The 26,292-nt window shown below is 33.5% G+C and carries 24 protein-coding genes; 7 read left to right on the top strand and 17 right to left on the bottom strand.

Features of this window, described 5'->3' with window-relative positions:
- The first annotated feature begins 33 nt into the window (after positions 1 to 33).
- Positions 34 to 522 carry a DinB family protein gene (locus ACW0JX_RS16710; RefSeq protein ID WP_098126235.1) on the top strand — a complete coding sequence of 163 codons (489 nt, stop codon included), beginning with the start codon at positions 34 to 36 and terminating at the stop codon, positions 520 to 522.
- A gap of 113 nt (positions 523 to 635) precedes the next feature.
- Here ACW0JX_RS16710 and ACW0JX_RS16715 read toward each other — a convergent pair whose 3' ends face one another.
- The 3 genes from ACW0JX_RS16715 to ACW0JX_RS16725 all read right to left on the bottom strand — a co-directional run bounded on the left by ACW0JX_RS16715 (position 636) and on the right by ACW0JX_RS16725 (position 2,836).
- Positions 636 to 1,112: a DUF2690 domain-containing protein gene (locus tag ACW0JX_RS16715; RefSeq protein ID WP_459244948.1), complete on the bottom strand. Its 477-nt coding sequence runs from the start codon at positions 1,110 to 1,112 to the stop codon at positions 636 to 638.
- 17 nt (positions 1,113 to 1,129) lie between these two features.
- On the bottom strand, positions 1,130 to 1,642 hold the full coding sequence (locus ACW0JX_RS16720) for a DUF2690 domain-containing protein (RefSeq protein WP_098976461.1): 513 nt from the start codon (positions 1,640 to 1,642) through the stop codon (positions 1,130 to 1,132).
- Positions 1,643 to 1,942: 300 nt separating this feature from the next.
- Positions 1,943 to 2,836 (bottom strand): LysR family transcriptional regulator, encoded by an 894-nt coding sequence (locus ACW0JX_RS16725; protein WP_459244949.1) that lies wholly within the window; start codon positions 2,834 to 2,836, stop codon positions 1,943 to 1,945.
- A gap of 123 nt (positions 2,837 to 2,959) precedes the next feature.
- Between ACW0JX_RS16725 and ACW0JX_RS16730 the strand changes: the two genes are divergently transcribed.
- A complete protein-coding gene (locus ACW0JX_RS16730) occupies positions 2,960 to 3,925 on the top strand; it encodes a quinone oxidoreductase family protein (protein ID WP_459244950.1) in 966 nt (321 codons plus the stop codon).
- Positions 3,926 to 3,990: 65 nt separating this feature from the next.
- On the opposite strand, the gene ACW0JX_RS16735 is transcribed toward ACW0JX_RS16730, so the two are convergent.
- From ACW0JX_RS16735 to amyS, 4 genes are all read right to left on the bottom strand, one after another.
- Positions 3,991 to 4,701 carry a histidine phosphatase family protein gene (locus ACW0JX_RS16735; protein WP_001042044.1) on the bottom strand — a complete coding sequence of 237 codons (711 nt, stop codon included), beginning with the start codon at positions 4,699 to 4,701 and terminating at the stop codon, positions 3,991 to 3,993.
- 160 nt (positions 4,702 to 4,861) lie between these two features.
- Positions 4,862 to 5,386: a GNAT family N-acetyltransferase gene (locus ACW0JX_RS16740; protein ID WP_095690430.1), complete on the bottom strand. Its 525-nt coding sequence runs from the start codon at positions 5,384 to 5,386 to the stop codon at positions 4,862 to 4,864.
- A gap of 6 nt (positions 5,387 to 5,392) precedes the next feature.
- Entirely contained in the window at positions 5,393 to 7,294 is a 1,902-nt protein-coding gene (locus ACW0JX_RS16745; RefSeq protein WP_095690429.1) for an endonuclease MutS2, read from the bottom strand.
- Between the two features lie 494 nt (positions 7,295 to 7,788).
- Entirely contained in the window at positions 7,789 to 9,330 is a 1,542-nt protein-coding gene (gene amyS, locus ACW0JX_RS16750; protein WP_017656311.1) for an alpha-amylase, read from the bottom strand.
- A 203-nt stretch (positions 9,331 to 9,533) separates the two neighbouring features.
- Between amyS and ACW0JX_RS16755 the strand changes: the two genes are divergently transcribed.
- Both ACW0JX_RS16755 and pepF read left to right on the top strand, forming a co-directional pair.
- Positions 9,534 to 10,325, top strand: coding sequence for an arylamine N-acetyltransferase family protein (locus ACW0JX_RS16755; protein ID WP_095690428.1), 792 nt, complete (start codon positions 9,534 to 9,536; stop codon positions 10,323 to 10,325).
- A 117-nt stretch (positions 10,326 to 10,442) separates the two neighbouring features.
- A complete protein-coding gene (pepF, locus tag ACW0JX_RS16760) occupies positions 10,443 to 12,230 on the top strand; it encodes an oligoendopeptidase F (protein WP_029442916.1) in 1,788 nt (595 codons plus the stop codon).
- A 47-nt stretch (positions 12,231 to 12,277) separates the two neighbouring features.
- Here pepF and ACW0JX_RS16765 read toward each other — a convergent pair whose 3' ends face one another.
- From ACW0JX_RS16765 to ACW0JX_RS16795, 7 genes are all read right to left on the bottom strand, one after another.
- On the bottom strand, positions 12,278 to 13,324 hold the full coding sequence (locus tag ACW0JX_RS16765) for an agmatine deiminase family protein (protein WP_001244187.1): 1,047 nt from the start codon (positions 13,322 to 13,324) through the stop codon (positions 12,278 to 12,280).
- Positions 13,325 to 13,511: 187 nt separating this feature from the next.
- Complete coding sequence (locus tag ACW0JX_RS16770; RefSeq protein WP_000287980.1) at positions 13,512 to 14,333, bottom strand: MerR family transcriptional regulator; 822 nt, start codon at positions 14,331 to 14,333, stop codon at positions 13,512 to 13,514.
- A 42-nt stretch (positions 14,334 to 14,375) separates the two neighbouring features.
- Entirely contained in the window at positions 14,376 to 15,353 is a 978-nt protein-coding gene (locus tag ACW0JX_RS16775) for an agmatine deiminase family protein (protein WP_000435519.1), read from the bottom strand.
- A gap of 231 nt (positions 15,354 to 15,584) precedes the next feature.
- Positions 15,585 to 16,517, bottom strand: a complete 933-nt coding sequence (locus ACW0JX_RS16780) for a bestrophin family protein (protein WP_071731252.1) — start codon at positions 16,515 to 16,517, stop codon at positions 15,585 to 15,587.
- Positions 16,518 to 16,697: 180 nt separating this feature from the next.
- Positions 16,698 to 17,114: a phosphate-starvation-inducible protein PsiE gene (gene psiE / locus ACW0JX_RS16785; protein ID WP_000916570.1), complete on the bottom strand. Its 417-nt coding sequence runs from the start codon at positions 17,112 to 17,114 to the stop codon at positions 16,698 to 16,700.
- A gap of 168 nt (positions 17,115 to 17,282) precedes the next feature.
- Positions 17,283 to 18,440 carry an agmatine deiminase family protein gene (locus ACW0JX_RS16790; RefSeq protein ID WP_459244951.1) on the bottom strand — a complete coding sequence of 386 codons (1,158 nt, stop codon included), beginning with the start codon at positions 18,438 to 18,440 and terminating at the stop codon, positions 17,283 to 17,285.
- Between the two features lie 329 nt (positions 18,441 to 18,769).
- Positions 18,770 to 19,897: a serine hydrolase domain-containing protein gene (locus ACW0JX_RS16795; RefSeq protein WP_000915203.1), complete on the bottom strand. Its 1,128-nt coding sequence runs from the start codon at positions 19,895 to 19,897 to the stop codon at positions 18,770 to 18,772.
- 257 nt (positions 19,898 to 20,154) lie between these two features.
- On the opposite strand from ACW0JX_RS16795, the gene ACW0JX_RS16800 reads away from it, so the two are divergent.
- Complete coding sequence (locus tag ACW0JX_RS16800; protein ID WP_095690427.1) at positions 20,155 to 20,385, top strand: hypothetical protein; 231 nt, start codon at positions 20,155 to 20,157, stop codon at positions 20,383 to 20,385.
- 110 nt (positions 20,386 to 20,495) lie between these two features.
- On the opposite strand, the gene ACW0JX_RS16805 is transcribed toward ACW0JX_RS16800, so the two are convergent.
- On the bottom strand, positions 20,496 to 21,725 hold the full coding sequence (locus ACW0JX_RS16805; protein ID WP_141241004.1) for an MFS transporter: 1,230 nt from the start codon (positions 21,723 to 21,725) through the stop codon (positions 20,496 to 20,498).
- A gap of 86 nt (positions 21,726 to 21,811) precedes the next feature.
- Here ACW0JX_RS16805 and ACW0JX_RS16810 point away from each other — a divergent pair, with 86 nt between their 5' ends.
- Both ACW0JX_RS16810 and ACW0JX_RS16815 read left to right on the top strand, forming a co-directional pair.
- A complete protein-coding gene (locus ACW0JX_RS16810; protein WP_016512498.1) occupies positions 21,812 to 22,663 on the top strand; it encodes a LysR family transcriptional regulator in 852 nt (283 codons plus the stop codon).
- On the top strand, positions 22,656 to 23,165 hold the full coding sequence (locus ACW0JX_RS16815) for a DUF3916 domain-containing protein (RefSeq protein ID WP_001208334.1): 510 nt from the start codon (positions 22,656 to 22,658) through the stop codon (positions 23,163 to 23,165). The genes ACW0JX_RS16810 and ACW0JX_RS16815 overlap by 8 nt, the downstream gene beginning before the upstream one ends.
- 38 nt (positions 23,166 to 23,203) lie before the next feature.
- Here the strand turns inward: ACW0JX_RS16815 and ACW0JX_RS16820 are convergent, their stop codons facing one another.
- Together ACW0JX_RS16820 and ACW0JX_RS16825 are read right to left on the bottom strand one after the other, a co-directional pair.
- A complete protein-coding gene (locus ACW0JX_RS16820) occupies positions 23,204 to 24,148 on the bottom strand; it encodes a glycerophosphodiester phosphodiesterase (protein ID WP_459244952.1) in 945 nt (314 codons plus the stop codon).
- 395 nt (positions 24,149 to 24,543) lie between these two features.
- A complete protein-coding gene (locus ACW0JX_RS16825) occupies positions 24,544 to 26,163 on the bottom strand; it encodes an FAD-dependent oxidoreductase (RefSeq protein WP_095690425.1) in 1,620 nt (539 codons plus the stop codon).
- Positions 26,164 to 26,292 lie beyond the last annotated feature (129 nt).

Below are 26,292 nucleotides of genomic sequence, written 5' to 3' on the forward strand. Positions count from 1 at the left end.
CTTACTATGTAAATAAAAGAGGAGTGTACTTGCATGTTACATATTTTAAAACAGCAATATAATCTTATTAGCTCTACAAGAGAAACTCTATTCACATTTTTAGAAGAAATCCCAGTAGAAAAATTACATAGCACAGTTCCTAATTTCGGAAGCAGTAGCATTATAAAGACTCATATTCATGTAGCCGATTGCTATCGATACTGGCTTGGATCCTTCGCATTCAAGCAAAAAAGAGCAGATTTTTTATTTGCTAGCGATTATGAAATTGAGCATGCAGATGTGGAAAAAGTCCGTGCTAGATTTAAGTTAGTAGACGAAACTGTACAACGTTTTTTAGATGAATACAATGACCGTTGGCTCGAAAATATAGCAAATGAAGTGAAATGGCAAAAAGAACCTTGGAGCACAACTCCGCTATGGCTTTTAACTCATACGGAGACGCATGAATTTCACCATAAAGGACAAATTGTATCTATGGCTCGTCACCTTGGATACAATCCTCCTGATACAGACCTTAGTTAATTCAATGGTCCATGATTACCGAAAAAATTAGAATGAATACAAATCGAGCATGTTTTGAAATCCAATCAAAACATGCTCTTAAAATATGCTATCTTAAATTTTTTATAATTCCATCAATACCAAATCGTCTCAGCATAATTATATGCATCACTATTCGGAATTGCATGTTTCCCCTGCGCTTGTGCCTTTCTTGGATCTAAATCATATACCATTGGCGTATAGCATGATGTTTGCCCTTTATTCACAACACCATTTCCTCCAGCACTTCCGCAAGTATATGCCTTTCCATCAGTTTGTCTGACGATCCTTGCATCAGCTTCATTATTATAAACCGCTGCACGAGTTACAGTAACCTTTGCCCATACTGTCTTACACGTCGTGCTAAATTTCAATTCCACATATGAATTAGAATCAATCCACTTCTTTTCTTTCGTTACTGCTGATTGATCACAGCTATTGTAGTAAGGACTTTTCCCATCATATGAATGGTCTTCTGCAAATGCTTTATCATTATTCGTCGTACTAAAAACACTAGTTATGACGAGCAATGCCAGACAAAGACATGCGCTCACCTTTTTAAATAGCTTCATAGAATTTCACTCCTTTATTAATAACGTCCAGTTTTCCCGTAGCCGTTATTAATCGTCACCGCTTCAGCATCAGCTGTATAACCAAAATCAGCAGTTAAATCAAATACCATTCCTGTATAGGTGCTCGTTTGCCCCGTTTTAATTGCTCCATTGCCACTATTAGAATCTACGGATTTTTGAAATACACCATTTTTATATTTATTAATAACAGCGTAAGCATATACTCCTCCAGAAACAGAAGGTGCTGGTTGATCTAAAACAAGCTTAGACCATGCCGCGTGACATTTATTACTGTAACGTAAATACACTGTTCCTACTTTTTTACTACCTTCATACACCGCTGTAGACTTTGCATTAAATCCGTCTGCATCACATGTTGTACTACCTCCGTATACTTTCGTTGTTGCTGGATTTTTCCCGTCATAATAGCTACTAAGATCGGTAGCTGCAAATGTACTTCCTTGAAAACTAAATAATACCCCTACACTCGCTGCACTTAACACACATACTTTCATTAGCTTTTTAAACATTTTAAATTCCTCCTCAAAATGATTATGTATACCAAAGACAACCTATACCGCTGTGCCAGCCCTCCTTTCACGCTTCCTAGAGGCATCTTACAGAAACGAATAAACGTTGTAAATTCCCTTATGATTATTAGAATATACGAAAAACTTCACTTATCCTTGTAAGAAAAAAAGTTGAGAAATACACATTTTATAGCATTCTATATTTAAAACATAAAAGAACCAATACTTGTTATATTCAAGCATCGGTTCTTTAAACAAAATTGCCATTTTTTCTTTTATATAAAATAAATATTTCTCCACTTAATCTGTTGTAAAAAACTCCCTCGTTACATCAATAAATTGTCGCAGTGGCACTGTCATCCATTTGTCTGTATGCCAAGCGATTTGTGTATAAATTGGAGATATTGTTTCGTTTAACATTAACTCCTTTAACGTCCCTTCCCGTATATCTTTTTCTACTACTATCGCTGGTAAAACGGCTATACCTAAATCTGCAATAACACATTGTTTAATTGCTTCAACACTAACAAATTCAATTTTATTTGCTGGATATACATCTTCCCAGCGAAATAGCTCTTCAAATAAAGTCCGATACGAGCAGCCTAATTCTGTTAGTAAAAGTGTTTCACTCTCTAAATCTTTTATAGAAACTGAAGGTTGTTCAAGTAAACGATGCGTAGGAGCAGCTACTACTTTTAATTCTTCTTTCATAAGTGGTTCCACATGTAAAACATCTTCTGTTTTACATTCGTCCAAAATAAATGCAAGATCTACTTTCCCCTCCATCAATTGTTCCTTCGCATCTTTATTGGAGTGTGCTGGTTTAAATATAAGTTTTATTTGAGGAAATTGTGCTTTAAACTTCTTTAATATAGAAGGCAGTCTGTATGTACATTGACTTTCTTGTGCACCAATTATTAACGTACCTGCTATTTCTTCATCATCTTTCACAGCCATTTTCGCTTCGTTACTGAGTGCAATCATCTTGTCGGCATATAGTTGAAACTTCCTACCTGCTTCAGTTAAGAAAAGACGTTTCCCTAATCTCTCAAATAGTGGTGTACCGAGCTCAGCCTCTAATGTTTTAATTTGTGCTGTAACGCTCGATTGGGCAAAGTTTAATTTCTTCGCAGTTTGTGTAAAGTTCAAAGTATGTGCCGCTACTTTAAATGTAATTAACTGTTTTATTTCCATTTATCATCCCTCTTTTCAATCGATATTTCCGATTGATTCCATCGAAATAATCCTCTTTGTCTATTGATATTTGTATTGTATGATAAAGAACATCTATAAACAATATAAATGGAGGTATTCCATATGAAAGCACTTTGTTTCGAAACATTCGGAGACGCTAATGTTCTACACTATAAAGAAATACACGATCCAATCATAAGTCCAAATGAAATTCTTGTCCGCACGAAAGCAATCGGATTAAACTTCGCTGATATTTATAGACGCCGCGGCGATTATCATCTTGCTGGCAATCCGCCTTATGTATTAGGTTATGAAGGAGCTGGAATTGTTGAAAAAGTAGGGGCTGACGTTACTACTATCAACCTAGAAGACCGTATTGCATTTGCGGACGTCCCATTTGCAAATGCAGAACTAGTTGCCGTTCCATCTGAAAAAGTAATCCCACTACCAGATTCTATTTCTTTTGAAACAGCCGCTTCTGTCTTATTACAAGGATTAACTGCACATTATTTAACGCACGATAGCTATCAACTAAAACAAGGTGATATAGCTTTAGTACACGCTGCAGCTGGTGGCGTCGGTCAACTTCTTATTCAAATGATTAAACTACAGGGCGGAACAGTAATTGGTCTTACATCATCAAAAGAAAAAGCAAAGATAGCTACATTAGCTGGGGCCGATCACGTATTTTTATATAACGAAGAATGGCATACGAAAGTACTTGAAATGACTAATGGAACTGGAGTAAATCTCGTATATGAATCAGTAGGTTCTACATTAGAGGAAAGTTTTAACGCTACTAAAATTGGCGGTACTGTCGTATTTTACGGAATGGCTGGTGGTAATCCTGCTCCAGTTGATCCACGTATGCTTATGGATACTTCAAAAACTTTAACTGGCGGAGACCTTTGGAACGTTCTTACCACTTATGAAGAACGTAAAAAACGATCTACTCAATTATTCGATTGGATCGCAACTGGAAAATTAAACATTTCAAATCCTACTACATTCTCTTTACAAGACGGTGCTCTTGCTCATGAATTATTAGAGAGCCGTAAAAGCACAGGGAAGATTTTATTAATCCCATAATTCACAAAATGAAAAGGAAGCTAGATTTATCTACCTTCCTTTTCTTATTTCTATTTGAGATTTAATTATATTTCCACACTTTCTTTCCCTTTTGCAACATAACTCATATCTCCAACCGACTCGACTGTATATGTTCCATCTTGGTATACAATCTTCGTCACACTAGCATTTTCCACCCCAAGTTTTGTTTTGCTACTGTCTAACATTTCTATTAAGGTAGTAATCAAAAGCCCATGAACGACAACTAAAACGTTACCGCCACCATTTCCAGCAGCTTCTTCACTAATTTTATCTATCTCAGCTTTTATGCGAGTAGAAAATAATTCCCAATCTTCCGCCTGTTTTGTAGGATCTGCTACTCTAATAAGATTAATCACTTCTTGAATAGAAAACTTCATAAGTTCTTCTGGTGATGCAACGCCTGCAGCTTTTCCAACAACATCCCACATATTCTCAAGTTTTTCACCTTCAAAAATACCGAAATTTAATTCTCGCAAATCTTTTCTTTGCTCAAGTTTTAATTTTGATTGCTCACTATATTTTAATACTAAATTAGCAGTTTCAATCGCTCGGCCGCTATCACTACTATACGCATTCATAAAATGAATATCTTTTAATCCTGTTCCTAAATTTGTGGCAACTTCAACACCTTTTTCTACTAATGGAGAATCAGCCCAACCTTGCGCGCGATGATTCGTATTTAATATTGTTTTACCGTGTCTTGTAACATATAACGTAACTGCATTCTCATTGCTATCTGTTTCTCGCTTATTCATTTCATTCTCTCCCTTTACGTTTCTATATCAATTTTACCACCTCAATTATTCATTGAGCAAAATATACGTCAGTAGATCCGCTTAATAAAAAAAGCTATCTTTCTGTATATCCATACAAAAAGATAGCATCTTTTATGATTACATTTCTTAACCGTTACTCCTACTCAGCAAAAGCACTCGAATATTGTACAATTCCTTCTACACCTCGAAGAGAATTTTCTGTTAATTCCATTATCATAAATACCTCTTCAGGCACTTCAAACGGTGCTTTTATATTCCACTCACTTGCTTTCTTAAAACCAAATTTCGGGTAGTACTCTGGATGTCCCAATACTACAACTGATCCGTATCCAAGTTCTTTCGCTTTTTCTAATGCAGCTACAATCAGTTTTCCACCAATTCCTTTTTTCTGATGACCCCTAGCAACTGAAACTGGTGCAAGTGCTAACGATTCTACAGAAGTTCCATCTTGTTCTATTGTAATTTTCGATAACATAATGTGACCAACTATATCTTCATCTACCGCAACAATTGATAACTCTGGAACAAACGCGTCACATTCTCTAATACGTTTTACAAGTTCATGTTCTGTTTTATCACTAAATTCTTCCTTTAAAAATGCTTCTTTTACGACTTCTTCTGTTTTTCTATAATCATTTTTTTGTTCTTGTCTAATCGTTACCATTTTAACTTATCCTCTATTCTTTCTTATTTCTTTTTGAATTTTACTCAGTGCTTTTTTCGATCCGCGCTCAATATCGTGTTGCATTTTTCTTTCTTTATAATCAACAAATAGTGTATTTAAATCGTATTCTTCTGGATATAACTCCTTCGCTGCTACTTCTAAAGTAATACGTTTTACATTTACTTCAACGAATTCACCGTTATAATATACAACAACGTTATAAAAATTATCTTTTTCCTTATAGATGATACCAAAATCATCATGATCCAATAAATTAACACGATCGCCTATTTTGTACTCATAATGAGATTCTCTTTTTTCTTGTACAAATTTCGGTTTTCTAATTTTACTTTCATTCACTTTTTCTAAAGCGTACTCTTTATTTCCCATATACTCTTTCGCTCTTTTCAGTACATGTTCTTTTACGCTCATTTTATTCGCAATCCAAAGTGCATTACTTTCTCCTGATTTTCCGATAACTAATTTATAAAGCGGCTCTAGCGTTTCACTATTAAACTGCATCGCTGCATTCATAAAGTCATCATGCATTTCTGAGAATCGTTTAATTTCTCCGTAATGCGTACTCGCAACGGTAATACATCCCGCAAAGTACAACTCTTCTAAAATAGAAATTGCAAGTGCTGCACCTTCATTTGGTTCTGTACCGCTCCCTATTTCATCAAATAAAAGTAACGTATTATTATTTGACATCCTCATAATCTCAGAAAGATTTTTCATATGAGACGAAAATGTACTTAGTGCATTTTCAATACTTTGATTATCACCAATATCTACGAATACATTTTCGAAAATAGCGATTTCTGTACCTTTATCTCCTGCAATATGAAGACCTGACATTGTAGCTAATGTTAACAATCCAATCGTTTTTAACACAATTGTCTTTCCGCCCGCATTCGGCCCTGTAATAATTAAACTACGATACTCTTGACCAATTTTAAAATGTAACGGTACAACTTGCCCTGTTAAAAGCGGATGCTTACAATTCACTAAATGAATGTAGCCATGATCGTTTAACTTCGGTTCTATTCCATCAATCGATTTACTAAACTTCGCTTTCGCAAATACCATATCATACTGACTAATTAGCTCCATGTTAATCTTTATACTATAAATGTTTTCTAACACCATTCCTGATAAAGTTGCTAAAATCTGATACTCTTCAACCGCTTCTTCTGCTTTCAAACCTGCTAATTCTGCATTCAATTTCGTAACCGTATGTGGTTCTATAAATACAGTAGAACCTTTTGCCGAGGCTTCAATAATACTTCCAGCAACTTGATTTTTATAGGAAGATTTAATTGGAATCGTATAACGGTCATCCTTTTTACTAATAAAGAATTCCTGAATGAATTTCTTATTTGCACTACTATTTAAAAACTTCGTTAAACGTTCTTTTATTTTCCCATCTACAGAATCGATATTATTTCGAATTCGCTTTAGCTCTTTACTTGCAGCTACATCAATACTATTTCCTTTAATTGAAAAGTTAATTTCCTCTTCAATACTTTTATATTCAGTCATTGAATTTGCATAAGAAGCTAATACTGGTGCAAAAAATTCTTTATCTAACATAAACTTTTTAATCTTTCTACACCCACGTAAAAAGTCTGAAACACTTACTAATTCTTCTGGGTCTAAAATCATCCCTTTTTCTAATTTTTGAATTGTACTAGCAATATTAGAAATGCCGAAGAAAGGAACATGCCCCTCTGCATCTAATATAGCTCGTGCTTCCGTCGTTTCATTCAAGCGATTTCTCACTACTTTTAGACTCGTACTCGGCTCTAATTTGTTTAATAATTCCTTACCTAATCCACTTACACAATAAGATTTCACTATATCCTTTAATTCGTTATATTGTAACTTTTCAAAAGTCATCGTATTCATTTTGTTTCTCCTCACTATGATTGATTTTTATCATAAATGAAGATACCTACTCATTAGATTCCAATGAGCTCTACATTATTCAATTACCATTTTTATACATTAAAAATATATACAAAAAAGCTGCGGGGATACCGCAGCTTTTACATTTACAAGGCATGTGCAATAACATATGAGGAAATAAACCATAAAAAACGGATGGCAATCCCCTTATTACACGCTTTATAAAGTGTTGTAGGTATCTTCATAGGTATCGAAATAAATCCATGACAAATTTAGGGGTATGATACACATAAAAATCCCCTGATTTTATCCGATTTATTTCATTAAATTTTTCCTATTTAGTACCTACCGCACTCACAAAAAAGCACCTCTCATTAATTTATATTATAGTCATTGAAATCTAATTTACTGAAATCATCATACTATATGTTAAGTGAGAAGTAAAGGTGTCATACCTTTATAACTATGCAGCATGTAAAAAAGAAGGGGGAAACCTACCGCTGAACATATATGGAAACTGATCCTCCACTTACTTGGAACTGTCCCCAACCATCCTTATTAATTGTTACAGTATTTGTTTGATTACCCGTAATATCGTACCATACTTCCCCTGCGTTATTCTTCCCAACATCCATCCACTTTGACCCTCCTGGTCCATCAGAGATTAATGTTGCTAAACCAGAATTAGCATGTACACTATCACCTTCTCTTGTCCAGCCAATCACATCTGGATGATCAAAATAATCACGCTGCGTACCGTATGCAAAGTTTTTTCGTGCCGTCAAAATCGGATCAATTTTGTCCTTTAACGCTGGAATTTCATAATTACTATTTCCTTTTGTACCATAGTAATCACCATAGAAAACAGAAGGATATCCCTCTGCACGCGTTAAAATAAATGCATATGCCAACGGTTTGAACCAAGGGCTCACTACAGATTCCAATGACTGACCAGGCTGTGAATCATGATTTTCAACTAGAGTAACCGCAAGTGTAGGATGATTCGCAACTACCGTTCCTTTTAAAATATTTCTCATATCATAATTCCCATTTCCTGTTGAAGCATAATGAAAATTATAATGCAGTGGTGCATCGAACACAGATTGATTATAATTGACCTTCGCTAAATAATTATTTAAAGTCTGGATATCATTTTGCCAATATTCAGCTACTGTAAACATTTCTTTCCCCGTTTGCTGTCTAACATGATTTACCCAATCGCGCAAATATTCATGATCAATATGTTTAACAGCATCTAAACGAAAGCCATCTAAATTTAATTCCTTCGCATACCACGTTCCCCATTTTTTCATTTCATTCGCAACATCTGGATGATCAAAATCAAGATCCGCGTACATCAAATAATCATAATTCCCATTCTCGCTAGACACTTCCCAGTCCCACGCTTTACCTATGCCCCTAAATTTATAAATTCGGTTTAATTTCTTTCCTTCATCCCAATCTGTTCCGTCAAAATGATACCATTTCCATTTGAAATTAGAATAAGAATCTCCACGCCCTGGAAAGTTAAATCCTGTCCAAGCACTAATTTCATAATCACCTGATACTTCAACATTTCGATTGCTTGGGTCTACCTCAACTGCTGTGACAGTTTCTGTATAATCAGCCCCACCTTTATGATTCATAACTACATCACCGTATACATCGATGTTTTTCTTATGTAAAGCGTCAATTGCAGACTTCAATTGTGCTTTCGTCCCATATTTCGTCCGCACTGTTCCCTTTTGATTGAATTCCCCCAAATCATATAAATCATATGCTCCATATCCTACGTCATTTTGCGTAGTTCCTTTATATGCAGGTGGTATCCAAACAGATGTAATTCCCTTTTGCGCTAAATTTTCAGCATCAGTACGCAAACGATTCCAATGATTCCCATCATTCGGAGCATACCACTCAAAATACTGCATTAACGTTCCATTGTTAACTGTATCTGCATATGCTTTACTCCCCTCATATATACTAGGTAAAAACAAAACAACTGACAATCCGACTATTGTTATTCTTTTAAACATCTGTACACCATCCCCTTCTAAGAAAGCGTTTGCATGGTTTATCAGAATTATTATAATATTCGTCCCACCGTTAGTAAAGTAGCAATCTCTCACTCTCCCACATTATTTTTAATCTCACTTCAAATATTCAACGTAGTTTTAATTTCACATCCTATTCAAGATTGTTTACAATTTACCTATAAAAACATAACGGAGGGATTTCTATGACAGACTTTCAAAAACAATTTTTCGCACGATTACATGTAGAAGAAAAAGACACAGTTTCATTTGAAGATTTATCTAACATTATGTACGCAATGGCACAAACTGTTCCTTTTGAAAACTTAAATATTCTCGAAAAGAATTTTAAAGAAATATCAAAAGAAAATTTGAAAGAGAAAATTTTAGTAAATAACCGTGGCGGTCTTTGTTATGAACTCAATCCTACTATGTATTACTTCCTGAAAGATTTTGGATTCGATGTTCATCTCGTTTCAGGAACAGTTTATAACGCTGCAAACTCCATATGGGCTGTTGATTCTGGCCATATCGCAACCGTTTTAACACATCATAATGAACTTTATTTAATTGAAGTAGGATTCGGATCATACTTACCTCTTGCCCCTGTCCCTTTCTCAGGTGAAGTCATTCACTCTGTTACAGGAGATTATCGTATTCGTAAAGAAATGACCGAAAAGGGAAACTACATTTTAGAGATGCGGAAAAACAATGAGTTCTTGGATCAATCTTCTGCTGATGATTGGACGTTAGGCTATGCATTTTATATAGAAGAAGTGGATGAAGAAAAAGCAAATACAGCACAAAAAATTATCGTTGAACATGAAGGGTCACCCTTTAATAAACTACCTCTTATTGTAAAACTAACTGAAGATGGACATGCCTCTTTAACGAAAGATAGCCTTACAGTAGCGAAAAATGGTAAAAAAACGAAAGAAACCGTTACAGACATGCAATTTACAAACCTTTTACATTCAAAATTTGGAATTACACTATAAGTATGTAAGCCTTGTTATTTTAGCAAAGCTTTTCAATTTTCAGCAGGGATTTTTTGCAATTTGTTGTATTTCATAGTTATATAGAAATATAACTACATGTTTAGAAAGGAAATGATTATGACAGAACTTAAAGATCGATTACAAGTAGCTGATATAGAAAAATGGGATTTAACAGACATTTACCATACAATTGAAGATTGGGAAAGTGATTTTCATAAAATTGAAGTATTAACGAAGGAATTACACGAGTTTAATGGCAATATTCACGATGGCAATAGTTTATTAGCTTATTTAACGAAGAGTGAAGAAATTTCTAGCATAATATCTTTAATGTTCGCTTATGCACGATTACAATCTGACCTTGATACACGCGATACTGACGCGCAATCTCTTGTCGATAAAGTATCACAATTACACGTGAAAGTAAGTGCAGCTAAATCTTTCTTTTCCCCCTTCTTACTTAGCATAGACGAAAGCACATTACATTCTTACATAGAAGAAACAGAAGGCTTACAATATTATAAAGAAGACTTATTTGAATTATACCGTTATAAAAAACACGTATTGAATAAGGACCAAGAAGAAATTTTATCACAGATGGGTGAAGCTCTTTCTTCTCCACAGCACACATTTGGTATGTTAAACAATGCAGATATATTATTTGGTGAAGTGACGACTGACGATGGAGAAAAAGTGAACTTAACACGCGGAATGTATGCAAAGTTAATAGAAGATACGAATCGTGAAAAGCGTAAAGAAGCTTATAAAGCATATTACAAACCATATGTTCAGTTAAAGAATTCCATCGCATCTACTTTATCCGCTGCTATTAAAAATAATGTTACCGTTTCGAAGCTAAGAAACTATCCATCAGCGCTAGAGAAATCATTATTTGGCGATATGGTTCCGAAAGAAGTATATGAAAACCTTATTGATACAACGAAAAAAAACATTCAAACATTACATACATACAATGAAATTCGAAAAGAAAAATTAAACGTAGATGAACTAAGACAATACGACTTAGGCGTCGATTTAGTAGAAGGTGCAAAACAAGACATTCCATATAGTGAAGCATTTGACATTATGATTGCATCACTAGCTCCTTTAGGAGAAGAATATATTGAAACATTAAAAAGTTTTAAAGATAAACGATATATAGACGTAAGAGAAACACCAGGAAAACGTTCTGGTGCTTATAACTTTGGTGTATATGGTGTTCATCCTTTCATTCTTTTAAATCATCACGATGATTTAAATAGCCTGTTCACTCTTACTCATGAATGCGGGCACGGTATGCATACGCACTATTCACATGGATACCAACCAAGAATTTCTGCACATTATTCTATCTTTGTGGCAGAAGTCGCTTCTACAGTAAATGAAGTGTTATTAATTCACTATTTATTAAAAGAAGCAAAAGAAACGAACGTGCGTAACCATTTAGTTAACCATTTTATTGAAAAATTCAAAGGTACTTTCTTTACACAAATTATGTTTGCAGAATTTGAAAAAATCACACATGAAATGGCGGAACAAGGTAAACCATTAAATGCACAAGTCTTCAGTGAAATTTATGAAAAACTATTTAAAGAATATAACGGTGATTCACTTGTATTTGATGAAGAAGTAAAATACGGATGGGCTAGAATCCCTCATTTCTACCGCCCGTTTTACGTATACAAATATGCAACTGGATTCGCATCTGCCATTCAAATCGCTGATAAACTATTAAGCGGTGATCCGAATGCTCAGAAAAATTATATTGAATTCCTGAAAGGTGGAAGTTCTGATTATCCACTAAACCTATTGAAAAAAGCTGGTGTTGATTTAACTACGCCAGAACCGATTGAAAGTGCATTGAAACAATTCACTCAACTTGTTGAGGAGTTTTCAGCATTATAAAAAGCATGCAGAGTATATGCTCTGCATGCTTTTTCATTTGAATTACTCTATTCTATATGCTGCTGCGTCACACAGTGAATCATACCACCATACGCATACAATTCATTCACATAAATACCGACAATTCTTCTTCCTGGAAACTGCCCTTCAATAATTTGCAGCCCTAACTTGTCATGTTCATCACCATATACAGGAACTAATACAACTTCATTACCAATATAAAAATTCAAATATGAACCCTTACAGTCTGCTTCTTTTACCACTTTTCTTGTTACTGGTACTGGAATGAGCTGAAATGGCTTTCCATCTATATTTTTCGCTTGTCGTAATTCTTGATAATGCTTTTCGTACGCCTCCAAAAGGTATGGCTCTCCTTCACCGAAAGGATCATATTCATACAGTATCGTATTTTCATTTACAAACCGTGCCGCGCCATCAATATGATAATCCGTATCTTCATCATAATTATCTTCTCCGCGTATACCAGTTATCCATATAAAATTCGTTACTCCTAAATATTTCGTTAATTCCATTTCAATTTCTTTCTGACTTAGTGTGGGATTTCGATTTTCATTTATAATAGACGTTTTCGCCGCCATTAAGGTCCCGTTTCCGTTTATCTCAATTCCCCCGCCCTCTAGACAGACACTAGATTCAACTTTTGGAATGCGATACATTTCACTTATTTTATTCGGAATATTAGCGTCTTTTTCGTACGGATATTTATTTCCCCAACCATTAAATATCCAGTGTGTTAGGCAGCGATTCCCTTCCTTATCCGTTACAAAGATTGGTCCGTTATCTCTTATCCAAATATCATCAGTTTCTTGAATTAAGAAATCAATTTTATCCATATTTACATTAGCTTCCATTAACTTCGATTGGACATGTATTTTCTCTTCTTCATCACATACAACAATATGGACATTTTCTCCATAGTGAAGCTCCTTTGCCATCGATATCCAAATATCATCTAACTTAGCTCTATAACCTTCACCTCTATGTGCTTTATCATGTGGCCATTGGAGCCATGTACCTTCATGTTTCTCCCATTCCGCAGGCATATAAAACAAACTATTTTCTATATTTCTCATACGTGTTCACCCCTTATATGAATGTACGTACAGTCTATACTTTGACATCGTGTTAAGGTCAACAGGAATATCTTCATTTACTTGTAGCAACTTTATAAGGTGACTCTTTATTTCACCTTTTTATTATGATAAATTGCTTTCGTACATAGAATAAGGATTGACATAATGTTAATGTCAATCCTTATTCTCATTCTATTTTCGTAACTAAAAAACAAATTTGTGTCACATACTCTTCTGCTAAACAATCACATTCAGGTCCCTTTATATAAACCTCATATGGCGAATTAACTATTACATACCCATTTTTTTCAACCCATTCTTCTAACGCTATATAAGCGTAACCTATATAGTCGTAACTTCCATAATGCATAGTAGTAACGATTTGATGTGGACTTAGTTTTTTCATTTCATATTCTTGTACTACATCTTCATCATTCCCCTGCATAACCGGGATTCTTAATTCAATATCACTGTTACTTGGAATATATTCTTCATCATAAAAGACTGCAGATGGCGAACCGACTATTTGAAAGTTATTTTTTTGTACCTCTTCATATAAGTCATAAAAATAATCATCTATATCATCTATATCTATTTTTACTCTTTGAGTAATTATCGTTACTTCGTTCCTCATTCCCATTAATATATCGTAACTTCTATGGCGAGCAATATTTAGACTACTATTCACCATTACCATTTCATTCATTTCTGAAATAACCTGTAAATTTTGCTTCACTTCATGAGACAACTCGATAATTTGTGATTGTATATGTTGAACAAACGAATCTTGATCCGATGACTGCAAAACAATTTTAATTTTTGGAAGAGGAAATTTATACTCCCTTAGCTTTTTTATTTTCAATGCTACTTCCAGCTGCTCTTGTTCATAATACCTATACCCATTAACCGGATTCACATATGCCGGTTTTAATATCTCCTCTTTGTCATAATGTCTTAACATCCGCGTACTCATTTTACAAATCCGAGAAAACTCAGCGATGGTATACATATCAATACTCCTTGAATATATTTTCTTTTCATTACTTATTTATTAAAACCAATCAAAAATCTTCTTCATTGAAAAATCTTCATTCTGATTTTTCAATCTTCTCATTTTCGAAGGTAACAAATGGCTTGGACAATACCACGTTAAACAATTCATTGCGCCTCCCATTGTTGATATTTCTCCTACATGAATTTGAATAACTTGCTTCTCCGTATACTGTTGAATATATCGTAAAACTTCCTCATCTTTGGCTAGTCCAAACTTAGGAACATAAAGAGCATCACATGATTCTAACATATTTATATACAACCCTTTTGCTGATGCTATCTCTTGATCATATTGTCCTTTCTCTGTATATGATGAAGGAACAACTATAAATTCAGCTTCTGGCATTTGTTCTTGAATAATCTCTTGAACACTATATCTAAATTCATGATCTCCTAAAAAATCACTAATAAACATTGTATGTTCATCAATAAATTTAACCATTCCGTCTGCGTGTGCTAGTACATCCCCTTCTTCAGCAGGAATAATAATAACTCGACTCACATCTAAATCCCATTCTAACTGCTCAATAATTTCCTCTTCTGTCCAATCATCGTTATCATCAAATATACGTTCTGTTAATATTACGGTATCTTTTTTATTCCAAATAAGATTACCACCATCTAATATTAATGGGGATTTCACATATTCAAAGTCATTCTTTTTCAACCATTTATTAAACTGTTGATCTAAATATCGCCCTTGATCATCTGGCAAATAATTTGGTCGATATTTAAATTTAACTAGATGATTTGTGACAACCGGTGCAACATCTCTTAGCCAAATATCATCATACTCAAAACAGCTCGTATGAAAGTCTTGTTCTTCAACAGATAAAGATATAAGTTGATCCGCAATTGATTTCTTTTCATTTAAACATTCATTAAAGTAAATCAAGTCTTCATAAAATGGTTGATAATATTCATTCGATTCGTCTGGTATTGCAGTAAAAATAATCCCATTATGTTTTTGTTCCATATTATTTACCTCGCTTTTTAATAGTAGTTACATAACTGATTTCACAAAGCCAACTATTCCTCAATTCATTTCTCTTTTCATTACAACTCATGAACCGCGTATATTTCATGAATGGATTATAGCATGGAGAAATATTATATATTTATATAAAAAATATAAAGCTGACGTTAAGCCTTAAATTGACTCTTGACAAGTTTTTTAAATAACCTATTTTAAAACAACAATAAATGATTAAATGATTTTTGTATCAAGATTCAAACCCATTACTTCTAATAGATCGTTTTGATTATATAAATTCACTAAATGCGCTTCTACTCCTATACAAATTCCTTCTAGCGGAAGATCATTTGGATCCTGACCAAAGGGATCTTCAATTTCAACCCCTATTGCTTCAATACCTATGAATGCAAAACTTATAAACGTAGTCGCAAGTACTGTAAACCATCCGAGACTATCAACAAGACCAATCGGTAAAGTCGCACAAAATATAATCAATAAAATTTTTATATGAGCAAAATATGCAAAAGGAATAGGTGTTGTTTTGATACGATCACATCCACCCACAGATGTAAGTAACGTATTCAAATCCATTTCCATACTAATTATCGCATTTGGATGAATTTGCCCCGTTTTCAAACCTTTTGATAGTATAGTTTTCAACATAAAAACTATACTAATCGGTAAATGATTGGACTCAACCAAAAGTGCTTTTTCCTTCTCAGAACAGACAGCGAGCAATGATTTCACTTCAGATAGATTTTTTTCCTCTCTCAAGTGTCCTTTCGCTAACTTTGGAAATGCAATTAATAAATGTAAAAATTTTATTTTTTCCTGCTCCATACTCTTCCCTTTAGAATCCCAATGACATAAAAAACTAATTGCTAAATTTCTAGTACAAGCACCAATCGTGCCAAAGAGCTTTCTACCTTCCCAGTACCGATCATAGGCAGTATTCGTACGAAACACTAATAGTAATCCTAAAGCTCCTCCTACGATTACCCAAGGAGTCTGATTTATATTTATTTCTGCATAGTAATAATTAATTACAGCTACTATCGTTGAAATACACGTATATAATACGATTTGCGGGAAAATATCTCTTATAATTGTCCCTTTTAATGTAAATATTTGATGTAAACTATTTTGATTATTGTACTGAACCATATTTACAAAAACCTCTTTCTCTATTAACCTTTTATTCTTTTAAATTATGAAAGTATACAATTAAATAATAGAATCATAAACCCTATCATTATGAGGCTGGTTAAGATTATTTCTTTCAATACCGTTACTCCTTTTTTCAAAAAGATAAAATATCTTATTTAATTCAACAACAAATGTTCACTATTCTAAATCACGACGCATCATTTTAGAATTCGCAATGAACAACGCACTAATTAATACAAAGATTGCACAGGCATATAACAATAAATCTAACGGACTATCGTGATCTATAATAATAAGACGAACAATAGCTGTTATACCTATATATATAAAATATCGTAATGGAAAATGAAAATTCATTTGAAAATACTTTATAATCATTACGATGAATTCAAAGTACAAAAAGAATACGACGATACTATCAATTAAATGATAACTAGATTCATTACCATCCAATTTCAGTTCTTGTATAAACTGAATGACTTCTTTCATAAGAAACACACTTAGAACAACCCCTAAGCAAATTAAAGCTACATTTAAAATGTACTGTAAAACGATAGGGAAATACGAAAACACTATTTTAAAATTCTTTAACACAAACATTTTTCTCCTTTACCATATAAAACGAAAAGCGAACATACACTACAATTCAATTATCATTATATTTAAATTTTATTTTTACAAATAATAAGGAACGACAAAATAGGTAAAGATAAGATTTCACCTATTTTGTCTATATAAGCAGCACAACGAAATTACAATCAATTACTTCAATGCAATTGGTTGTTGTTGTGTCACACAATGAATCATACCACCGTTTTTATACAACTCTCTCACATCAATACCGACTACTTTACGATCTGGGTATAACTTCTGAATCGTATCGTTTGCGATTTTATCATTCGGATCATTATAATTAGGCACTAATACAACTGTATTCCCAATATAATAATTGATATACGATCCCTTATAATCGAGAGTTTTTCCATTCTCTAAAGCAACCTTTTCTTTACTAAGCGGCAAGTATTCATACTGATATTTCTGTCCTGAAGCATTTTTGGCATCTAACAATGTATCCATATCTTTATTAGATAAACCCCATTCAGCTAGGTCATCTTCTTTCATCGTTACAATGGTAGATTTATTATGGAATTTAGCAAATCCATCAATATGAAAGTCCGTAATATCTAAATTAGGTACTCCGTCTAACCAAATAAAGTTTGATACCCCAAGGTCACTTATATATTTTTCAATTTCCTTTTCTGATAAATCAGGATTTCTATTTTTATTCGTTACCGCACTTCGAGTTAATAAAGCAGTCCCATTGCTGTCTAATTCAATTGCGCCGCCTTCAAGGACAAATTTCCCCCAATCAATTCTTTCAATTCCTGATTGTTTACTAACATTCTTACGTATTTGAGCATCATTTTTATAAGGTGTCTTCTTCCCCCAACCATTAAATGCTGGATCTAATATTTTGAGATTTTTGTTGCTGTCATAAACAAAAATTGGTCCACTATCCCTTGCCCATACATCATCAGTAGGCGCGATAAAGAAATCAATCTTCTCCATATTTAACCCTTCATCTGTTAAAAGCTTATTGATTCTCTCCTTTTCTTCCTGGTCATATGCAACAATGTGAACTTTCTCACCCTCAGTTAAAGCACTTGCCATCTTAACCCAAATAGGTTCAACTTCCTGCTTATACTCTTCACCATATGTGTATTCATGTGGCCATTGCAGCCATGTACCTTCATGTTTATCTTTTTCATCTGGCATCGTATATTTCCCAGCGTTTTTCTGTACCTCTACTTTTTCTCCTTCTTTCCCTTTAACATTTTCATTGTTACCCTCAAAAGAGCATCCACTAATAATCGTTGTAGATAATGTAGCTATTAAACAAAACTTTATTGCTTTTTTCATTTTTCCAACCTCCTGTTCTTGTCTCCAATACTGTAAAGCTTCACATAGTGTGAAGCTCAAGCTTTTTTATCAATGTAAAAATTACCAATTGTTCTTTGCATTACTTATCATTTAACTACCTATTTAGATTTATTCAAATGCCAATCACCTTTTTTACCTATTTATCCCGCCATTTGTGGGCAGTAAGACCCCCACCTCAAAATTCAGCGAAAGCAAAGAAGTTAGGTGGGGCCCTGCTGATTAAAGTTTCACTTTATTCAGTAAGTAAAACTTTACAAAATAAAAAAATCGGTATTGATAATTACATATCAATACCGATTTTTTTATAATTACTTTCCTTCTATTAAATCATTCGCCATTTTCCTAAATTCTTGATTAAATGCATCATTCATACCATTTTGGACGTTAGAAAATAATATGACAAACGTTCGTTTATCCCAGTTAAAATTATTAAAAGTGTTCCAGCCAGCTAATACACCGTGGTTATGATAATAATCTGGGTAAATATAGAAACTAAATCCATATTTTCTTGCAGGTGATGCAGAAAACATATCTGATACACTTTGTTTGGAAAGTAGTTTACCATCCATAATAGCTTCATCTAACTTTTTCATATCTTCAACAGTCGTATACATTTCACCACAACCATACAGCCAGTTCATTTTTAAGCGAGGCGTGGCTATTAACTTATTATCTTTTTTCGTATACCCTTCTGCTAAGAAAATATCTTCTGGGAGTGTTGCGCCCATTCCAGATTCATTCATTTCAACAGGAGTCAAAATATTTTCTTTCACATATTCAGCAAGTGGTTTATTCGATATTTTTTCTACAATATATGCAAGCACCATATAATTATAATCTGTATATTTCCATCCTGTCCCTGCTGGAAATTGTAACGTTTGTGCCCCAATCCACGTTACTAATTTTAACCGTGATGCTGCGTCAACACTACCTTGTCCCTGTTCTGGTAATCCAGACGTATGTGTTAACAAGTTTCGTAACGTAATGTTTTTATCTGCCGGAAACGATGGGATATATTTATTTACATTGTCTTCAATGTTCAACTTCCCTTTTTCTTTTAGTTGCATAATAGATATTGCAACTACTGTTTTCGTAATAGACCCAATGCGATATTTCGTTCTTGGCGTTGTTAATACTTGATCTTTCACATTCGCATAACCGTAGCCTTTTCGTAAAATGACATGATCTTTACTTGCTACAAGAACACTCCCATTAAATCCTTTATCTTTTAAGTACTGATCTAGTTTTCCAGCTGCAATTTCATAACGCTTTTTCTCATTCGCATCAACTTCCTGCTTAACATCTTTTTGCTTACTATTTACATTAGAAAATGCCTTTGTATCATATTTTTTTCCTTTATTTGCATGTATTAGTGTAACAACACTTCCACAAAAAACAGCAAAAATAAAGAAAACGATTAACCATTTCTTTAACATACTAGGAACCCTCTTTTATCTAGTTTCACTTAACGTACATCCATTCTATTTTATATCTTTTAATTATCAAGTATATTATAATATTATTTAATATTCACTCTGTTAAAACTAGATTCCTTTTTCTCATTTTCAATTTTTACTACTCTCTATTGTATTTCTTTCTTGCAAAATTTCCAACATACAATCGGATGCATTAAACTATAATTTCAAATTCTTTTGTAACATTTGTTACATACTAAAAAGAATGGAGATGTAATATGAAAAATACCGATAAACGCAATCGTTTAGATGATAAGATGTTTCATTATCGGATAATAAAAAACAACATGGAATTAATTGAATATTACGGAAAACGAATTAAAATATTAAAAGGGAATGATGCTGAAAAATTTTTAAATAAAATAAATCATGCAAATAACGATAAAGAAAAACAGCTAATTATAGCTAAAATTACAGGTAATTTCAAAAGAGGTAATGAACGAAATTGAAAACGAATCTCATTTACATTTTGATTATACAACAAATAAAAAAAGAAATGTCGCTCATTCAACATTTCTTTAGACTTTCTTCATAAAAAATTCACATTGCTAACATTCCTTCATTTTCTATACTTCCTATATAAGCTAACCGCTGAAATAGTTAGTAATACAACTATGCATAACCACGCGTACGTATATCCCTTCTTATCTACAATATAACCAAATAAAGCAGGCGCAACAATAATAGCAATTTGATTTAATGTAAGTGCAAAACTCACTGTCATCCCTACCGATTCTTCACTTGCTGATTCCGTAACTTCAGTTATAAAAAGACTAAACCATCCAATTGAAAAGAACCCTAACAATGCACTTACGCCATACAATACATTCGTTATTGTATGTATGCTCATTACTAATATTAGAATGAAGAAAATAGAAATACAAACAGTTATAAATAAGGGGGTACGCCTATTCCCCTTATAAAATAAATCACTAGTAGCTGCTAATATAACCCTACCAACCATTCCAGAAAAGAACATAACGGAAAATACTTTTCCAGCTAAAATTGGCGTGATTGATTGTTCCAATACTAAAAATTTTATAAAGTGTGCAACTAACACCATTTGCAATGAAATCATACAAATGCCAGTTATATAAATTGCATACAACTCTTTTTTACACATCACTTCTTTTAACTGCATCCAAAAAGAAAGTTTACTACGTTCTTGTTTAACTTTCTCTTGAATATATGGTTCCTTATAAAATATAAAAAATAAAAACCCTCCAATTATACAAATGCATGCAATGCTATTTACCGCATAGGCCATATTATATTTTATTGTAAGAAACGGGATCAATACTCCCGCTAATGTACCACTAATCGGTATACCGGCTTGTCTAATCCCCATCGCTAACCCGCGATTTTCTTTTGAGAACCACTTCATTATCACCTTACTTCCTCCTGGCTGCGAAACACTATAAAACGTTCCTACTAATAAAAGTACAAAGAGTAACCCATTAAATCCATTGACCATATTAGTCAGTAAAAACGAACCCCCTAGTAAAAATAAACTTATCGAAATTAACAACTTTTCATTGTATTGATCAAGTAGCCGCCCAACAAAAAGCATACAAAATAGCGGTCCTATATTTACAACACTTACTAACAATCCACTCTCCGTATTCGTAAGTGCATATTCTTCTTTCCAAAATAAAGCAAATGCTCCAACACCATACGTTATAAGTGTCGCTGTTGTTTGAGCAACTGTCGCAAAAATTAACATAACCCACTTATAAGTACCATTCATCCTTTCTTCCATTAACACAATAATCCCTCCATCCCCTTCCATTGTATGAAAGTTCTGATATCATATAAAATAAAGATTTATCATGTAATCCATCAAAAAAAATGATACCTTTTATGGAGGGATGATACTTGGATATAAAAGATTTAACTGTATTTTACGAAGTTGCGAAAGAAAAAAACATATCTCACGCAGCTAAAAATTTAAACTATGTACAGTCTGGCGTAACAATGCGTATGAAACAACTAGAAAACGAACTAGGTGTACCTTTATTTTACCGAAACGGAAAAGGTGTAACTTTAACTTCTAACGGTGAGATTTTATTAACATACGCTAAACAAATTATCCACTTAATGGATCAATCTATTAAAGCAGTTCAAAGTAATGGGATCGAACCAAGGGGCACTTTAAAAATTGGATGTACAGAATCTACAACCGCTGTAAGACTTCCATCTATATTAACGGCCTATTATGAGGAATACCCAAAAGTCGAATTGATTTTAGAATCAAATACGACGGAACAATTGATTAGACTTGTATTAGAACGAAAACTAGACGGGGCGTTTATCGCTGGAACCACTCAGCATGCTGAACTTCATACAAATATATTTCATGAAGAAGAATTAGTTCTCATTAGCAAAAAGCCTTTATCTTCCTTTAAAGACATAGGAGACATGAATTTACTTGCATTTAGTCACGGGTGCTATTATAGAAATTTATTAGAAGATTGGCTTCAAGAAGAAGGAATTTCACCTAAACGAGTATTAGAGTTTGGAACAATTGAAGCGATACTCGCATGTGTAAAATCAGGTATGGGCGTAGCAATTATGATGAAGTCTATTTTAAATGGTCATAAACATGACATATCATTCAATCCTTTGCCAAATAGCTTCAAAAAAGTTCCTACTACTTTTATTACTAGAAAAGATATATATCACTCTGCTGCATTACAAAAATTTATGGAGATGACTCTCAATGCGTGAAAAGAAAATACGTGGTATGAAACGAAAAACAAACACTATGATAAAGCGAATTGAGGAACATACAAAAACATTCCCTTCTACTTTCTATAACGATGAATATTGGAATATGCTATTGCCAGTTTCGCAAGCTTTTATTGCCTCTCGTAAAACACCTAGAAAAGTAAAACGATTGTGTATTCAAACCTTATTAAATCAAGCAAATCATTTAATAAATATGAAACCGAGCGATACACATACATATCGAGTTGTTGTTTTGATTTCTATAAATAATTTGTGGGATTCGCAAATCATTATATTTAAAAATGAGGACTATTTTCATAATTTCTTTAATAGAAATAGTGAATGTCAAAAATGGATCCTTCTTTCAAATGAAATTGATTTTTGGGAGACATGGGAAATTTCAGTTTATCATTCCTTCCAAACACTTCGCTTTCAAGAAATTATTTATGATGAAGATGAATGCTATGAAAAAGAGATTCTGTTTATCGGGGAGTTAAATTAAAAAGGGTATACCTAAAACACTGGTATACCCTTTTCCACTTATTTTTCCTTCAATACACTATGTAATCGATCCGGATAATTTGTAAACATTCCTGTAGCACCCCATTTGATTAACAGTCTCATATCAGGTTTCTCGTTAATTGTATAAGGGTGAATTAACAGTCCATTTTTCCTAGCCATTTTCATATATGACTCATCAATAATTAGTTCTCCGTTATCATTACGTAAGTTTGGTCCAATACCAGCTGCATACTTTTTAATTTCTTGAAAATCATCATTCGTTACACTTTTCGGTTCATGTGTAATGCCAGACCATTCGACATTTTCATTGTTTTCATTTGGATAATACCAAAGCAATTGAACTAACGGAATATTTTCATTCATACTATGAATCTTTTTCAAACTATCTTTACTAAATGATTGAATCATAACACGGCTAGAAGACATGTTTTGACCTACTAAATTATATTTTTGTAACAACGCCAACAATTTCCCTTCCATTCCTGGGTACACATCTGGTGATTTTGTTTCAATATAATACTTCATACTTCTTCCATACTTTTGAAAAATTTCTTCAAGAGTTGGAACTTTTTGCCCAACATACTCTTGCTTAGCCTTTTCTGGATACGCTTTATTAAACCATGATCCTACATCTAAACTCTTTATTTCGCTTAACGTTTTATCACGTACTTCGCCTGTTCCATTTGTAGTGCGATCAACTGCTGTATCATGCATTGCAATTAATTGGCCATCCTTTGTTAATTGAATATCTAACTCTAAATAATCCGCTTTCATTTTTTTCACTAGATCATAAGAAGCAAAAGTATGTTCAGGTGCATGTCCACTTGCTCCGCGATGTGCAATATTTAAAAACTTATTCGTATTCCATTCATGCTTTCCTTCTGCTTTCGCATGAACAGCTCCCCCAGCAAAGATGCTCCCCGTCATAAAGAAAATAACTAAAACGCTAATAATCTTTCTCATCCTTCTAACCCTTCCTACGTTGCAAATTTCAACAAGCTAATGAGATTTACACGAAATAGAAGACACACTTTCAATATTTTTATAAACCTATATTAAAATTCCAATCTTACAAATATACTTTCTCTATATTATTAATATAGAAAACTAGTATTATCCTATTTAATTCCTATAGCCCTCCTTTTCACATGTAACTCCCTATTTTGTACGGTTCATTCAATAAAAAAAGCCATAAATTATTTAGGCTACACTCCTGTATCCCTAAATAAATTTATGGCTTTTCTCAAATATCTCCGGCCTCTATTAACTTGTCGAATTTAATCATATCAAACCTATTGAAATTTGTGAATATTTTTTTCAGTACAGTGAAGCACATAAAACAATATTTCTGTAGTTACTTAAAAATCACATAATAAATTTCTCATTACCTCTTCCAATACTATATCTGGATTTACTACTGTTTTTTCCGAACGCCATCCGATAAAGCCATCTGGTCTAATTAATACAGCACCTCCATTCTCTATACCATATAATTTGCTAAAAATATCTTCTGGAGCAACAAAGTCTCCACTTAAGCCAACACGATACCCTTTTATATTTATTCCTAATTTAGCTGAAACAGCATGTGCTGCCTCAGCCCAAGAACTATTTTCTACTCTTGTAAGTAATACAAAACTGTTACCGAATAAGTCTAATATAGAAACTTCCTTTCCTTCATACGTTCCCCATAAATGTGGCGCTCGCGTTCCAGGTCTTCCGTTCAACTCTATGCTATCCATTCTATGTGGAGTGACTGAATTATCTATAATCGCCTCTGAACAATACTGATATCCAACTGTAACAGCTAAACCATCCATATTATTCAAACTGCCTTCCTCTCTCTTCGCAGCACGAAACAGTAAACTACTTGCATAAGCTGTCGTTAATTTTGCAACAGAGTGTCTCTCTTCATGATATGTTTCTAACAATTTTGGTTTTGCCTTCCCTTTTATAACAGCCGCTAATTTCCAAGCTAAGTTATGCGCATCTTGTATTCCTGTATTTGAACCAAATCCTCCTGTTGGCGGCATAATATGTGCTGAATCTCCAACTAAAAAAATTCGATTTTCTTGAAATTTCACCGCTGTACTTTCGGCCGCTTCCCACGGTAAAACACTTAATATTTTTGATTCAACATTTGTACTTCCAATTGCTATTTGAATAATTTGTTTACAACGTTCTATAGTGAAGTCCTCTAGCCCCTCTCCTTTTAATGGATCGTAGGCTACATGATAAATCCATTTTTTTACGTTATCAACCGGGATAAGTGCACCAAGAACCTCCGGATGAAGTACCATCGAAAAACCGAATGCGTCTCCTTGTATAAGCTCTCTTAAATCAGCTTCAAAATAAATATTCATATAATAGCCACCAATGGTTCCACGACCCTCAGTTTTAATCCCTAACTGCTCACGTATTTTACTTTTCGCTCCATCCGCTGCAATTACATAGTCACAATGTATGACACTTTCTTTTTCTGTTTCACGATTTCGAATCGTTGCTTTTACCCCGTTTTCATTTTGTTCAAATGAAACTAATTCATGATAAAAAGATAGTTGCCCGCCTAATATTTTCGCTTCTTGTAACATCATCTCTTCTAAAATAATTTGATAACACGCAGTTTGTTTTGATGGACTAATCTTTTCTATTTTTTGAAGTAACTCTTCATCGTTTCCGTATTGCGTCGCTCTCATTTGTTCCAATTCTTCTTTATTCGCCTCAGCTATTGTATGAACCGCTATTCTTCCTCTGCAGTTCTCTAATGCTTTACCTGCCAATTTAATTCTTTTTTCCAAGCCTAATTCTCGAAATAACTCCATTGTACGTAAAGTAAGACCGCCTGCTTTCGGATGAATGGCAGTAGACGGATGCCTTTCAATAAGTAAGTACTCAATGTTATGTTTTGCAAGAAATAACGCAGACGCTAACCCAGATAATCCCCCTCCAACAATTAAAACTGGTACATAATTGGATTTCATATATTTACCCTCCACATCATTGTTCTGAGCTCAGTGACATAAATATAATCAAAAAAAACATTAAAATATAGACTTATATTTCATTTTGAATTATCATATGGATAGATTATGCCCCAAAATTCCTTTTAC

Source organism: Bacillus sp. C-3-6 (assembly GCF_054509685.1).

Excerpts from the sequence above, each read along its gene's own strand:
- pepF (WP_029442916.1), top strand. The coding sequence starts at position 10,443 with ATGACAGAACTTAAAGATCGATTACAAGTAGCTGATATAGAAAAATGG.
- ACW0JX_RS16770 (WP_000287980.1), bottom strand. The coding sequence starts at position 14,333 with ATGTATACCATCGCTGAGTTTTCTCGGATTTGTAAAATGAGTACGCGG.
- ACW0JX_RS16730 (WP_459244950.1), top strand. The coding sequence starts at position 2,960 with ATGAAAGCACTTTGTTTCGAAACATTCGGAGACGCTAATGTTCTACAC.
- ACW0JX_RS16735 (WP_001042044.1), bottom strand. The coding sequence starts at position 4,701 with ATGAATAAGCGAGAAACAGATAGCAATGAGAATGCAGTTACGTTATAT.
- amyS (WP_017656311.1), bottom strand. The coding sequence starts at position 9,330 with ATGTTTAAAAGAATAACAATAGTCGGATTGTCAGTTGTTTTGTTTTTA.
- ACW0JX_RS16725 (WP_459244949.1), bottom strand. The coding sequence starts at position 2,836 with ATGGAAATAAAACAGTTAATTACATTTAAAGTAGCGGCACATACTTTG.
- ACW0JX_RS16815 (WP_001208334.1), top strand. The coding sequence starts at position 22,656 with ATGCGTGAAAAGAAAATACGTGGTATGAAACGAAAAACAAACACTATG.
- ACW0JX_RS16720 (WP_098976461.1), bottom strand. The coding sequence starts at position 1,642 with ATGTTTAAAAAGCTAATGAAAGTATGTGTGTTAAGTGCAGCGAGTGTA.
- ACW0JX_RS16800 (WP_095690427.1), top strand. The coding sequence starts at position 20,155 with ATGAAAAATACCGATAAACGCAATCGTTTAGATGATAAGATGTTTCAT.
- ACW0JX_RS16765 (WP_001244187.1), bottom strand. The coding sequence starts at position 13,324 with ATGAGAAATATAGAAAATAGTTTGTTTTATATGCCTGCGGAATGGGAG.
- ACW0JX_RS16775 (WP_000435519.1), bottom strand. The coding sequence starts at position 15,353 with ATGGAACAAAAACATAATGGGATTATTTTTACTGCAATACCAGACGAA.
- ACW0JX_RS16825 (WP_095690425.1), bottom strand. The coding sequence starts at position 26,163 with ATGAAATCCAATTATGTACCAGTTTTAATTGTTGGAGGGGGATTATCT.
- ACW0JX_RS16780 (WP_071731252.1), bottom strand. The coding sequence starts at position 16,517 with ATGGTTCAGTACAATAATCAAAATAGTTTACATCAAATATTTACATTA.
- ACW0JX_RS16820 (WP_459244952.1), bottom strand. The coding sequence starts at position 24,148 with ATGAGAAAGATTATTAGCGTTTTAGTTATTTTCTTTATGACGGGGAGC.
- ACW0JX_RS16790 (WP_459244951.1), bottom strand. The coding sequence starts at position 18,440 with ATGAAAAAAGCAATAAAGTTTTGTTTAATAGCTACATTATCTACAACG.
- ACW0JX_RS16710 (WP_098126235.1), top strand. The coding sequence starts at position 34 with ATGTTACATATTTTAAAACAGCAATATAATCTTATTAGCTCTACAAGA.
- ACW0JX_RS16745 (WP_095690429.1), bottom strand. The coding sequence starts at position 7,294 with ATGAATACGATGACTTTTGAAAAGTTACAATATAACGAATTAAAGGAT.
- ACW0JX_RS16715 (WP_459244948.1), bottom strand. The coding sequence starts at position 1,112 with ATGAAGCTATTTAAAAAGGTGAGCGCATGTCTTTGTCTGGCATTGCTC.
- ACW0JX_RS16795 (WP_000915203.1), bottom strand. The coding sequence starts at position 19,897 with ATGTTAAAGAAATGGTTAATCGTTTTCTTTATTTTTGCTGTTTTTTGT.
- ACW0JX_RS16755 (WP_095690428.1), top strand. The coding sequence starts at position 9,534 with ATGACAGACTTTCAAAAACAATTTTTCGCACGATTACATGTAGAAGAA.
- ACW0JX_RS16740 (WP_095690430.1), bottom strand. The coding sequence starts at position 5,386 with ATGGTAACGATTAGACAAGAACAAAAAAATGATTATAGAAAAACAGAA.
- ACW0JX_RS16805 (WP_141241004.1), bottom strand. The coding sequence starts at position 21,725 with ATGGAAGGGGATGGAGGGATTATTGTGTTAATGGAAGAAAGGATGAAT.